17 protein-coding genes and 1 pseudogene are annotated in these 10,853 nt (G+C 27.4%); 12 read left to right on the forward strand and 6 right to left on the reverse strand.

The features are described from left to right. The 4 genes from HA146_RS05225 to HA146_RS05240 all read left to right on the forward strand — a co-directional run bounded on the left by HA146_RS05225 (position 1) and on the right by HA146_RS05240 (position 1,499). Entirely contained in the window at positions 1-471 is a 471-nt protein-coding gene (locus HA146_RS05225) for a GNAT family N-acetyltransferase (protein ID WP_209108528.1), read from the forward strand. 10 nt (positions 472-481) lie between these two features. After that, positions 482-805, forward strand: a complete 324-nt coding sequence (locus HA146_RS05230; protein ID WP_209108529.1) for a hypothetical protein — start codon at positions 482-484, stop codon at positions 803-805. A gap of 120 nt (positions 806-925) precedes the next feature. Beyond that, a complete protein-coding gene (locus tag HA146_RS05235) occupies positions 926-1,078 on the forward strand; it encodes a hypothetical protein (RefSeq protein WP_209108530.1) in 153 nt (50 codons plus the stop codon). 103 nt (positions 1,079-1,181) lie between these two features. After that, complete coding sequence (locus tag HA146_RS05240; RefSeq protein ID WP_209108531.1) at positions 1,182-1,499, forward strand: DUF3303 domain-containing protein; 318 nt, start codon at positions 1,182-1,184, stop codon at positions 1,497-1,499. Positions 1,500-1,919: 420 nt separating this feature from the next. On the opposite strand, the gene HA146_RS09550 is transcribed toward HA146_RS05240, so the two are convergent. Next, a complete protein-coding gene (locus HA146_RS09550) occupies positions 1,920-2,084 on the reverse strand; it encodes a hypothetical protein (protein WP_245157437.1) in 165 nt (54 codons plus the stop codon). Between the two features lie 212 nt (positions 2,085-2,296). Further along, complete coding sequence (locus HA146_RS05250; protein ID WP_011376556.1) at positions 2,297-2,434, reverse strand: hypothetical protein; 138 nt, start codon at positions 2,432-2,434, stop codon at positions 2,297-2,299. 208 nt (positions 2,435-2,642) lie between these two features. Between HA146_RS05250 and HA146_RS05255 the strand changes: the two genes are divergently transcribed. The 7 genes from HA146_RS05255 to HA146_RS05285 all read left to right on the forward strand — a co-directional run bounded on the left by HA146_RS05255 (position 2,643) and on the right by HA146_RS05285 (position 8,097). Then, entirely contained in the window at positions 2,643-3,023 is a 381-nt protein-coding gene (locus HA146_RS05255) for a DCC1-like thiol-disulfide oxidoreductase family protein (RefSeq protein WP_209108533.1), read from the forward strand. Between the two features lie 108 nt (positions 3,024-3,131). Next, positions 3,132-3,317, forward strand: coding sequence for a hypothetical protein (locus HA146_RS05260; RefSeq protein WP_012007812.1), 186 nt, complete (start codon positions 3,132-3,134; stop codon positions 3,315-3,317). Positions 3,318-3,361: 44 nt separating this feature from the next. Then, positions 3,362-3,664, forward strand: coding sequence for a hypothetical protein (locus HA146_RS05265; protein WP_209108534.1), 303 nt, complete (start codon positions 3,362-3,364; stop codon positions 3,662-3,664). 66 nt (positions 3,665-3,730) lie between these two features. After that, positions 3,731-4,447 carry an MBL fold metallo-hydrolase gene (locus tag HA146_RS05270; RefSeq protein WP_209108535.1) on the forward strand — a complete coding sequence of 239 codons (717 nt, stop codon included), beginning with the start codon at positions 3,731-3,733 and terminating at the stop codon, positions 4,445-4,447. 155 nt (positions 4,448-4,602) lie between these two features. Further along, on the forward strand, positions 4,603-4,884 hold the full coding sequence (locus tag HA146_RS05275) for a hypothetical protein (RefSeq protein WP_209108536.1): 282 nt from the start codon (positions 4,603-4,605) through the stop codon (positions 4,882-4,884). A 50-nt stretch (positions 4,885-4,934) separates the two neighbouring features. Next, on the forward strand, positions 4,935-7,544 hold the full coding sequence (gene pepN, locus HA146_RS05280; RefSeq protein ID WP_209108537.1) for an aminopeptidase N: 2,610 nt from the start codon (positions 4,935-4,937) through the stop codon (positions 7,542-7,544). A gap of 391 nt (positions 7,545-7,935) precedes the next feature. Then, on the forward strand, positions 7,936-8,097 hold the full coding sequence (locus HA146_RS05285; RefSeq protein ID WP_209108538.1) for a photosystem II reaction centre N prot: 162 nt from the start codon (positions 7,936-7,938) through the stop codon (positions 8,095-8,097). Here HA146_RS05285 and HA146_RS05290 read toward each other — a convergent pair. From HA146_RS05290 to HA146_RS05300, 3 genes are all read right to left on the reverse strand, one after another. Then, positions 8,094-8,312: a hypothetical protein gene (locus HA146_RS05290; RefSeq protein WP_209108539.1), complete on the reverse strand. Its 219-nt coding sequence runs from the start codon at positions 8,310-8,312 to the stop codon at positions 8,094-8,096. The two genes, HA146_RS05285 and HA146_RS05290, sit on opposite strands and share 4 nt — an antisense overlap. Positions 8,313-8,410: 98 nt before the next feature. After that, positions 8,411-9,586 (reverse strand): formate-dependent phosphoribosylglycinamide formyltransferase, encoded by a 1,176-nt coding sequence (gene purT, locus HA146_RS05295; RefSeq protein ID WP_209108540.1) that lies wholly within the window; start codon positions 9,584-9,586, stop codon positions 8,411-8,413. A gap of 9 nt (positions 9,587-9,595) precedes the next feature. After that, positions 9,596-9,838, reverse strand: coding sequence for a lectin subunit alpha (locus HA146_RS05300; protein WP_209108541.1), 243 nt, complete (start codon positions 9,836-9,838; stop codon positions 9,596-9,598). Positions 9,839-9,982: 144 nt separating this feature from the next. On the opposite strand from HA146_RS05300, the gene HA146_RS05305 reads away from it, so the two are divergent. Beyond that, positions 9,983-10,459, forward strand: a complete 477-nt coding sequence (locus HA146_RS05305; protein WP_209108542.1) for a glutathione peroxidase — start codon at positions 9,983-9,985, stop codon at positions 10,457-10,459. A 150-nt stretch (positions 10,460-10,609) separates the two neighbouring features. Here HA146_RS05305 and HA146_RS05310 read toward each other — a convergent pair. After that, positions 10,610-10,853 (reverse strand): annotated as a pseudogene (locus HA146_RS05310) (cell surface protein); the annotation flags it as partial.

The following is a 10,853-nucleotide window of genomic DNA, read 5'->3' on the forward strand; positions in this document are numbered from 1 at the left end:
ATGAATTTAAGACAAATTACCATTAAAGATCAACTTGAATTAAAGAAGGTTTATTTTGATTCAATTCAATCATTAAATGAAGAAATATATAGCAAAGAGCAAAAAAGAGCTTGGTCTAGCCAAGCTTGGGATAATCCAAATTTTGAAAAGTCAATAACTCAGGGCAAAGGATGGCTTTTAAGTGATAAAGGAATAATTCTTGCTTTTGCTACAAGGTATCCAAAAAATAGAATTGCTTTATTTTATTGTAAAGGTAAATCCCAGAGAAAAGGTTTTGGTTCTAAGTTACTTCATAAATTAGAAGATGAAGCCAAGAAAGAAGGTTTAGATTCTCTTTTAACTGAAGCAAGCTTGATAAGTTATGAATTATTTATAAAAAACGAATGGAAAATTATTCGTAAAGAAAAAGTTACCATAAATAATATTGTTTTTGAAAGATATAAAATGATTAAAATTATAAAAATTAATTAGTTAATTGATAATGAACAGAAAAAGTAATGGGATAATATTGATTCAAAGAATGCTAGTTTGGGCTATATACTTTTTTTCAGGATTTATTCTTTATTCAAACAAAGGTATTTTACCTTCTTTTTTAATTACTTTTTCAAGAATTATTTATCCATTATCTATATTCTGGCTGCAAATAAGAATTAAAAAAAGAACTAAATTTCTGCCTATTGATTCAAAAATGTCGACATCGCAGTTATGGTTCAATTTATTACCCGTTATTGCATCTCTTTTAACAGTAATTCTTTCTCTAACGAATGCATTCTTGTATATTCTAGGAAAGTCAATTAACTCTTAAATTGAATAAAATTACTTTTTTTCTCATTGCATTAGGTATTTAACTTTTAAAAACATAATGTAAAGAAATTTGCCTTTTACTTAAATTTGTCTAAATTTTAAATAGTGATCAATATTTATAATGAAGGATATTTCATTACAGAGAAATATTAATTTTGATACTGAACGAAAAGAAAGAAACGATTATGAATCATTCTCTTTAAAAATTACAGATAGTTTATATAAAAAAGATATTGGAAAATTTTTAGAGACTCTATCTTCTCATTTTATTTAGTTATTTAGGAAAAATAATATTTTTCTGATCTTCAAATAAAAACAGTCTAATAAATAAATAAGTTTTTGAAGGATAATAGATTAAATTTTTAAAAAATAATCAGATGCAATTATTTCTTGCTGACTGTCAATTTCCTGACATCGAAAATCAAGTAAAAGCTTATCAATTATTTGTGGAAGCCTGGGAAAACGGTGAAATGGCAAAATCAGATAAAACAGACAAATTTGAGATGTTATTTAGAGTGCATGCACCAGGAGAAGGGAGAGTAGTTTGTTTATGTAAGGCTCATAGTGATAAAGAAATTTTTGAACATTTTGCGCCATGGAGAGCTAAATTCGGCATTCATATGGAATTTACACCTGTAATAAGTTGTCAAAATGTTGTTGATTACCATAAGGATTTGTTCAAAACATTAGGGTAAACTCTTAAATCTAATCTTTATTGTGATTAAACCATTTCCCAATCTTATCTACAAAAACAAAGATAGAAATCTATCTTCTTCTAAAATCAGTCCCAAAGAAGAAGAAAAGGTTAAGTCTAAACCATTAATAATATTTGGTTTTATTATCTCATTGACTTCTATCTTTTTACTTTTGTTCACCATAAATAACAAATTTGGATAATTTGAGTAATTATCACTAATAGTTAAAAATAAAAATGATTTAGCATTAATTCAAAATTAATTAATCAAATGGCATTTAACGAAGGGGGAATGGCATCTGGCCTTCTCATAATTGCAGTATCTATAGTTTTTGCTGCAGGTTTTGGATTTTTAGTGTTGCATTTTGTCCCGGGGACACCTTTTTAATTAATCTAATTTTAATAAAATACCTTAAAAATCTTAAACATTAACAGTCTCTAAATCCTGTATTTGATTATCAACAGGACTAGATTTCCTCTTTAATTTATATGCATAAACTAAAGACCCTAAAGCTAAAGTACTAGAGGCCAATATACCTGATATGAGTATCAAAGCAAAAAGTCCTCCTATTATTCCCCCTTTCAATCGAAGTAAGTTTGATTTAATTAAAAGAATTAACAAAAAAACAATGGTTGCTTTTAGTGAAGTAATTTTCACAAAAGTCAATGGATAAAAAGGGTTTAACAGCATCTCTTCAGCAATTTAAATTAAATATTATTCTAGAAATAAATTATAAAAACCGCATAAAAAAAAGACTCTAATGAGTCTTTTAGTTTAAATCAAAAAGATTTATTGATTTATGCGTCTTTATCGAACTTGCTTAGGTTAGGGCCTGCAACCAAACCAACTAGAGCAAAAAGTACTAAAGAGAGGACCCCAACAGCAGCTGCATAAGGATTGAAACCACCTAAAGAAAAGGAAGCTAATAAATTCATGATTTAAAAAACAAATATCTTGGAGTTAAGCATACAGAATATTTGAGGAAAATATACCTATATTGAGACATTTCTTCGTAATTATGAAAATATTTAGCTAAATCCTTTATTACCAACACACAAATTCTTTATTTTTTATTTTATTATCAAGGGATATATCATAACTTTTGTTTGCATATTTTAAGACAATTAACACTAATGTTCCCTAATGACTTCTAACTATACCTTTATTTATGATGGAGAATGTCCATTTTGCAATCATTTTGCAGAGCTCTTGGAAATCAAAAGCAAGATAAATAATATTAAAATTCTTGATGGTCGTAAGAATTCAACCCTAATCAAATCTCTATTAGAAAAAGGTTTTGACATAGATAAAGGTGCTATTCTCCTGAAAGATGAAGATATCTTTCATGGAGCAGAAGCAATAAATACTATTTGCAAACAGATAAAAAACCCTTCCAGTAGTTTACTTTTCTTACTTTCCAGAGTATTCAAATCAACTAAACGAACAAACGTACTATTTCCGTTACTTGTTAGGGCGAGAAGATTTGCACTCATAGCAAAAGGTGTATCAACATCTCTAGTTTAAAAAATAAATAATTTATAAAAAATAAATAACATATTTATAAGCTTCTGTATCAATAAATGATAATTCATAATTTATTAGCTAGAAATAAGTGGTAACACAAAATATTTGATGATAGAAAACTTCAATCCATTTATTTCATTAGGTGGCGATAACCAGAAAGTTAATCATATGGCTGAGGCAGCACTCGAAATGAATTTAACCTGCAATGATTTAAAGAAGGATTTAGATTTAACTGATGGAGATGTAGTTGATATGTTGCAACTAGTTATGGATAGGTTTAAAAATAGTAATTAAGTTTAAATCGTTACTAGTAAATCCTTAATATTTACATTTTTTTAATGAAAACAATACAAATTGAGTTTTCAAAATATGAATCAGTTAACTTTTTATGGTCTAAATTAATAGAAGATTACGGATTTGATAAGGCTAGAAAAATAGTTTCTCAAGCAATAGATTTACAAAAAATGAATGGCACGAAAAATAACACCATGCCAATCATATTTTCAGGAACAGGAGGATCAGCCCTAATACCCATAAAAATGCTAGAAAAAGATGATTTTAAAATTAGTTATAAAGAAAATCAAGTTTTAATATTTAATCTGAAAAGAAAGTCATTTCAAATTTTAAATGAAGCAAACTAATCTAAGTTAGTACCTTCTCGATAAAGTCAAAATTATTTTATAGTCTAATAAAATATCAATTAGTTAATGACTTTTGAAGCTACCTACCTTGGATCAAATGGTTGGTTTATAAAATTAAAAGAAAATAATATAATTATTGATCCGTGGCTCAAAGGTGATTTAGTATTTCCTCCAGGAGAATGGTTTTTCAAAGGATCATTAGAAAAAGAAATTTCAATAAAAGAGCAAGTAGATATCATTTTATTAACTCAAGGATTACCTGACCACTGTCATATACAAACTTTAGAAACGTTTAAAAAAGATATTCCCATAATATGCCCTAAAAGTGCTAATGAAATATTAGAAAAAATAGGTTTTACCTCAATTAATATTCTTAAGCCAGCTCAAAAAACTCATTTGTGTAATATAAGTTTTGAAGCTACTGCTGGAGCTCCAGTTCCACAGAGAGAAAACGGATATATCATAAGAGATGATTTCAATAATAGTTTTTATATAGAACCCCATGGATATCTTGATGAAAATTTAGAAAAACAAAATCTTGATGCTGTAATAACTCCTACAAAAAATTTAGAATTGCCACTAGTAGGCTCTTTTGTAAAAGGTGCTGATGTAATCCCTAAATTAATACACAAATTCAACCCAAAATTTATACTTTCAAGTACCGTTGGAGGAGATGCAAAATACTCAGGTTTCTTAAATAACTTTATTTCAGTTCAGGAATATAAAAAAGAATTAAATTGTAATCTTATAGATTTAAAGAGTATGCAATCCATTATGATTTAAATTTATCTGAAAATGTTCCAATTTTCTCATTTTGAATCGAAGTGTATTCATTATAAAAGGAGCCTATAAAAATTCATTCTTTATTCTTTACCTCAATACTTTTATTAGTTCTAAATACTAGTTATTTTTGTGACAATGCAAAACTTGATCTAGTTATGAGAAATAATATTAATGGTGACTTTTCAATAATAAAAAAGATATCTGAGTTAAAGCCAGGCGCGTTTATTAATATTAATTGGAATAAAAAAAATCTTATGCTTCCATACTCCCTAAGAAAAGATTACATTTCATTTACAGACAGAAAATGGGACTGGCGATACCAATTAAATAAAGATGGTCTTCCTAATATGAAAAATCCATCCTTAAATGAACTACTTCCTTCTGGAGAGATAAAAACACATTTTTGTAAATCAGAAGATAATAAGTCAAACTTATAATTTAAAGATAATTATCCAGGAGCATTCAATTTCTTAAATCTATATTAAAGATGAACAATACTAAAAATGAAAAAAAAATTTCAAGCTATGTAAAACTTGAAGATTATAAAGTATTTGATTATGAAATACCTGAAATTTTTTTGGACTTCGTAATCAAGAAAAATGAAGTTAATGTTAAAACGAAACTTAGATTGAAAAAAAAGAATAAGAATACCAAAAATCTTATTCTTGATGGTACAGATATATTAATTAAAAAAATATACCTAGATGACTCTCCTCTTTTAGAGGAGGAATATTATATACAGCAAAAAAATAACTTAGAAATTAAAAATATAAATAAAGATAATTTTTCATTAAGAATAGAAGGAATAATTAAACCAAAGGAAAATTCATCCCTTTTAGGAATGTATGAGAGCAATGGGATTATAACTACGCAATGCGAGGCAGAGGGATTTAGAAGGATAAGTTACCACTCTGATAGACCCGACATTTTAAGCAAATACACAGTTAGGATTGAGGCAGACAAGAATGATTATCCTGTCTTACTCTCAAATGGTAACGTCGTAAAAGAAAAAAACCTTACAAATAATCGACATGAAATAATTTGGGAAGACCCATATCCGAAACCCTCATATCTATTTGCATTGGTGGCAGGGAAACTTAATTGTGTAAAAGATTATTTCATAACAAAATCGAATAAGAAAGTTAAAATAAATATTTATGTTGAGGATGGCGATGAAAAATATGTTAAACATGCAATAAGTTCCTTAAAGAAATCAATGAAATGGGACGAGGAGAAATATAACCTTGAATACGATTTATCATTATTCAATATAGTTGCAGTAAGGCACTTTAATATGGGTGCCATGGAAAATAAAAGTCTCAATATTTTCAATTCAAAACTAATACTGGCTGATTCTGAAACAACAACTGATGAAGAATTAGAAAGAATAGAAGGGGTTATAGCTCATGAATACTTCCATAATTGGACTGGGAATAGAGTTACATGTAGGGATTGGTTTCAATTATCTCTAAAAGAGGGTTTAACAGTATTTAGAGATCAACAATTCACTGCAGACTTTCATGATTATGAAATAAAGAGACTTGAAGATTCAAAATTTCTTAGGAAGAATCAATTTAGGGAAGACTCTGGTCCAACATCACATCCTGTAATCCCAGAAAAATATAAAGAAATAGACAATTTCTATACGACCACAATATATGAAAAAGGTTCAGAAATAATTAGAATGCTCAGCAACCTTGTAAAAGATAAAGATTTCTATAAAGGATTTAGTAATTACATATCAACTTATGATGGTAAAGCAGCAACAATAGACCAATTTATCGATAAAATACTAGAAAACAATAAGGAAATAGATCCTAAAGAATTTAAAGTCTGGTACAAGCAAAATGGAACCCCAAAAGTTAAATTCAAGAGAATCTGGGATAAAAAAAACAAAAAACTTACAATTCAAGCCTCTCAAAGTAATCCAATAAAAAAGAACCCATATAATGATTTACCTTTAATAATTCCTATAAATTTAGCTATATTTCTTGGTGAAAAAAAGACAATTAAAAAAACAGTCATCCTAAAAGCAAAAATACAAGAATTTATTATTAATAATATAGAATCCCATTTCGAAATCCCCTTAGTCACTTATTTTCGTGAATTTTCATCACCAGTTGAGTGGGAATCAGATATTACTCTTGATGAAAATTTTTTAATCCTAAAATATGAAACTGATTACTTTACTCTATCTAATACTGTAAAAGGATTTTATAAAACTATCATTTCATGCAGATTAGATAAAAAACCAGATTATCAAATTGAAAACAAATTAATAAGCGCCTTAATATCATTTATAAAAAATAGAGATATTAATTTATCTCTTTTATCAGAATTACTAAGTATTCCTACCTTTGCCGAAATTGAATCAGAGATGGAAAATATAGACCCTTTAAAAATATACAAAACTATTGACGAATTAAATTATTTATTCGGTACGAAATTAAAAAAAGAATTATTATTTAAGCTCCAAGAAATAGATAAAAATCTATATAAAGCATGGCCAGAAGGAAAACATGAAAGAAAACTAATCGAAATTATTTGGAAACTATTATTACATAGTAATGACAAGGAAATTAAAAGCAAAATAATTAATTACGTCAATAGTAATTCGATGACACTAGCAAAAGCTGCATTGAATTCTTTTAGTAGGATTAATTGTCCTGAGCGACAAATTATCTCAAATATATTCTTAAATAAATGGAAAAATAATAGTGTAGTATTGGATAGTTGGTTCTCATTTATTGCATCTATAGAAAATGATGAAAAAGCAAGTAGTCTTGAAAAATTATTTGAAAACAAGTTTTTTGATTCAAAATCACCAAATACATTAAGAGCCATATTAAACACATTCGTAACAAGAAATAGTACTTTTCATGCAATAGATGGCTCTGGTTATAAATATATTGCGAAAAAGATAATTGAATTCGATAAATTAAATCCAATCGTTATTTCTCGTTTTGTGAAAGTATTTAGTAGATACAACTATTATTCAGAGCCTTATAAAAGTAACATGATTGAAACCATAAAAAAGATCAAAAAAAATAAACTATCAACAAATACTATGGAAGTATTAGATGCGATATTAAAGTGATTATTTGATTATATTTAATTAAATATTATAATAGAGATTGTAATTATAAGTATTAAAATAAATACAAGATATTTATTAATAAAAATATCATTAAATATATTTTCGTTATAATCTTTATTCCACTTTTTATTGACGTATTCCTTAGTTATAAATTTATTAGGCCTTCCACAATGTAAGCATGTTGGAGAAGTTATTAAAATTAAATTTTTACATTGGGGACACTTTTTTTTTTCCATAATTTAATTTTAGTGAATAAATTTGAAATCAGAAACAAAAAAATAAGTAAATTAATTCTTGTTTTCCTGAATAATTAAATATCATTGCAAAAAAAAATTTGATTTAAACTATTTTAAAAAATTCAATATAATAAAATATTAGTATTTAGTTTCAAATGTTTGCTATTGCACTTGGATTGTCTCCAATTGAAAAAATCACTATTGCAATAACTGCTTTGATTTTTATAGTTTCTTTTACCTGGATCTCAATTAAGGGAGATTTAAATAAAATTGCTAAGGAACTAATTGAATATAATGATAATGATCAGGATAATTAAAAAAAACCTTTAACCTGCTTTTTATGCAAAACAGGATAATCAATAATATGCCTAATTTCTTTGAGTGAGGAACCATATATTTTTTCACCATTTAAGTGCACTCCCATCCATTTTTCTTTTTGATTAAAAAACAAACTTTTACTACTTCCCTCTAGGAGGTCATTTTTTTTATCCCAATTCAAAGTTATATCCCAACCTTTATAATTTTCTATCATTTTGAACAAGAGAACATACACAAATATTAATCACAGAAAGGCAGAACAAAAACAAAGGAAATAAGTATTTTTTTCGTTATATTTATTTAATATTTTTTTTAATTTGATCTAACTTTTATTCTACGACGAGCTTTATCAGCATTTTCTCTGGCTAAATTAATGTCTTTATTTGATGCGAGAACAACTCCCATTCTTCTACCTTTTCTAGAAACTGGCTTACCAAATATAAGAACTTTAGTCTTTTCAACTTCTAATGCTTTATTAAGACCTTCATAAATAGGATTAATATAATCTTTATCTGCGAGTATAACTCTTGTTGCAGAAGGTTCTATTAGGCTTATATAAGGGATTGGTAAATTTAAAAAAGCCCTTAAATGTAATTCAAATTCATTAATGTTTTGGCTAACTAATGTAACCATACCGGTATCATGAGGTCTGGGGGATAACTCTGAAAATATAACCTCATTACCTTTTACAAAAAACTCTACACCGTATAATCCAGCTCCATTTAAGTTATTTAAAATTTTATTTGTCATTTTCTTGGCTTCACATATTAAGGACTCATTAATGTCCAAAGGTTGCCAACTGCATTGATAATCTCCATTAGATTGAAGATGTCCAATTGGTAAGCAAAAAATATTTTCACCGCTCTCTTTTCTTACAGTTAGAAGAGTAAACTCAAAATCAAAATTAATAAATTCTTCAATAATTACACCTTTAACTTTACCTCTAGAATTTGCTTGTGCCTGACTCCAAGCATGATTTAAATCATTTTTTGATTCAACCAAAGTTTGTCCCTTACCTGAAGAGCTCATTAAAGGTTTAAGTAAAAGTGGGAACCCAATTTTATCTGTTTTCCCCCCTAGATCATCAAAATTATAAATATAGTCAAATTTTGCAGTTTTTATTTTTAAATCTCTAGAAGCCAAGTCTCTTATTTTATCTCTATTCATTGTTATTTCAACAGTTCTGGCATTTGGGACAATATTGAAACCTTCCTCCTCTAATTCTTTTAAGGCTTCAATCGAAAGTGCCTCTATTTCCGGGACAACAAAGTCAGGATTAAATTCCTTTATAACATTTTTTAAAATATTTTTATCCCCCATATCAATTACACTTGAATAATCAGCAACTTGCATTGCAGGTGCATTTTCATATCGATCAATTGCAATAACTTCTAATCCTAATCTTTTGGATTCTATTACTAGTTCCTTACCAAGCTCGCCACTACCAAGTATTAAAATTCTTTTTTTAGAAAACATCGAATCTTTCATATTTATAAATTATTTATCATTATCAGAAAGCTTGCTAGATGAATCATCTCTAATTTTTTTATCTTTAGAATAACTAAATAAAGATTTTATCCCAAACCAATTTTGAATTCTAATGCTATTAGTTATTGATGTCGAAATTGCTGTTAAAAAAAAGACTCCAATCATTGCCCAAATAATTCTTTCTAAAGCAATCGCAGGTAAAAAACCCTGACCGGAGTTGATGATTTCAGTAAGTGGGTCTAAAGGGTCCAAGTTAAAATGATAAATAATACTAATTATAAATGGTTAAATCAATGAAAAATTAAAACATACAAAAGAAATAATCCAAAGCCATTGAATTTTTAGGCACAAAAAACGGTTTAGATTGTTATCTTCAAAGGGTGAATTTCTTAAGACATGCAAGTTAACGTACAAAATACTATTGTTATTTCAGCAGATGGATCATCTATAAAACTTGGTGAATACTCAGGGGAAGTAATTTTAGTGGTTAATGTAGCTAGTTATTGTGGTAATACTGCTCAGTATGAGGAACTTCAAAAGCTACATGATTTATATTCAAATAAAGGGCTAAGAATACTTGCCTTCCCCTGTAATGATTTCGGGAAACAAGAACCCGACTCCCTTTCAGAAATAAAAGATTTTTGCACCATTAAATATGGAGTCAAGTTTGAAATATATGAAAAAGTTCATGCGAAAGGTAACACCACAGAACCATACACAACGCTTAACAAAGTAGAACCTGAGGGTGACGTTGAATGGAATTTCGAAAAGTTTCTAATAGGTAAAGATAGTAAAGTAATTGCAAGATTCAAACCAGGGGTTAAACCAATGGATGAAAACTTAGTAGCGGCGATAGAAGTAGCTTTAGATTAATAAATATCTATTTGTAATTAACCTAAAATTTATAAAATAAAACACCTTAATATTTAAACTAAAAATTACTAATAATTTTTGTCCAAAATACCTAAATTTTGAATTGAAAAGTTAGCTAATATTAATTAATTTAACTTCTTATTTATAATCCTAATTAACTTCTAAGTCTTTTATGTCATCTATAACTTCACTTTTTTTGGGTTTAATTGATTTTATCTCTGCATCTATTATTTCTTCTTTAACTTTACTTTTTTTGGGTTTAATTGATTTTATCTCTGCATCTATTATTTCTTCTTTAACTTTACTTTTTTTGGGTTTAATTGATTTTATCTCTGCATCTATTATTTCTTCTTTAACTTTACTTTTTTTGGGTTCAATTGATTTTATCTCTGCA

Source organism: Prochlorococcus marinus CUG1416 (assembly GCF_017695965.1).
Taxonomy (GTDB): domain Bacteria; phylum Cyanobacteriota; class Cyanobacteriia; order PCC-6307; family Cyanobiaceae; genus Prochlorococcus_A.

What these genes read in the sequence shown, in the direction of transcription:
- HA146_RS05235 (WP_209108530.1), top strand. Translation starts at nt 926, where the DNA reads ATGAAGGATATTTCATTACAGAGAAATATTAATTTTGATACTGAACGA.
- HA146_RS05240 (WP_209108531.1), top strand. Translation starts at nt 1,182, where the DNA reads ATGCAATTATTTCTTGCTGACTGTCAATTTCCTGACATCGAAAATCAA.
- HA146_RS05305 (WP_209108542.1), top strand. Translation starts at nt 9,983, where the DNA reads ATGCAAGTTAACGTACAAAATACTATTGTTATTTCAGCAGATGGATCA.
- HA146_RS05265 (WP_209108534.1), top strand. Translation starts at nt 3,362, where the DNA reads ATGAAAACAATACAAATTGAGTTTTCAAAATATGAATCAGTTAACTTT.
- HA146_RS05255 (WP_209108533.1), top strand. Translation starts at nt 2,643, where the DNA reads ATGACTTCTAACTATACCTTTATTTATGATGGAGAATGTCCATTTTGC.
- HA146_RS05275 (WP_209108536.1), top strand. Translation starts at nt 4,603, where the DNA reads ATGAGAAATAATATTAATGGTGACTTTTCAATAATAAAAAAGATATCT.
- HA146_RS05260 (WP_012007812.1), top strand. Translation starts at nt 3,132, where the DNA reads ATGATAGAAAACTTCAATCCATTTATTTCATTAGGTGGCGATAACCAG.
- pepN (WP_209108537.1), top strand. Translation starts at nt 4,935, where the DNA reads ATGAACAATACTAAAAATGAAAAAAAAATTTCAAGCTATGTAAAACTT.
- HA146_RS05290 (WP_209108539.1), bottom strand. Translation starts at nt 8,312, where the DNA reads ATGATAGAAAATTATAAAGGTTGGGATATAACTTTGAATTGGGATAAA.
- HA146_RS05250 (WP_011376556.1), bottom strand. Translation starts at nt 2,434, where the DNA reads ATGAATTTATTAGCTTCCTTTTCTTTAGGTGGTTTCAATCCTTATGCA.
- purT (WP_209108540.1), bottom strand. Translation starts at nt 9,586, where the DNA reads ATGAAAGATTCGATGTTTTCTAAAAAAAGAATTTTAATACTTGGTAGT.
- HA146_RS05230 (WP_209108529.1), top strand. Translation starts at nt 482, where the DNA reads ATGAACAGAAAAAGTAATGGGATAATATTGATTCAAAGAATGCTAGTT.
- HA146_RS05285 (WP_209108538.1), top strand. Translation starts at nt 7,936, where the DNA reads ATGTTTGCTATTGCACTTGGATTGTCTCCAATTGAAAAAATCACTATT.
- HA146_RS05270 (WP_209108535.1), top strand. Translation starts at nt 3,731, where the DNA reads ATGACTTTTGAAGCTACCTACCTTGGATCAAATGGTTGGTTTATAAAA.
- HA146_RS05225 (WP_209108528.1), top strand. Translation starts at nt 1, where the DNA reads ATGAATTTAAGACAAATTACCATTAAAGATCAACTTGAATTAAAGAAG.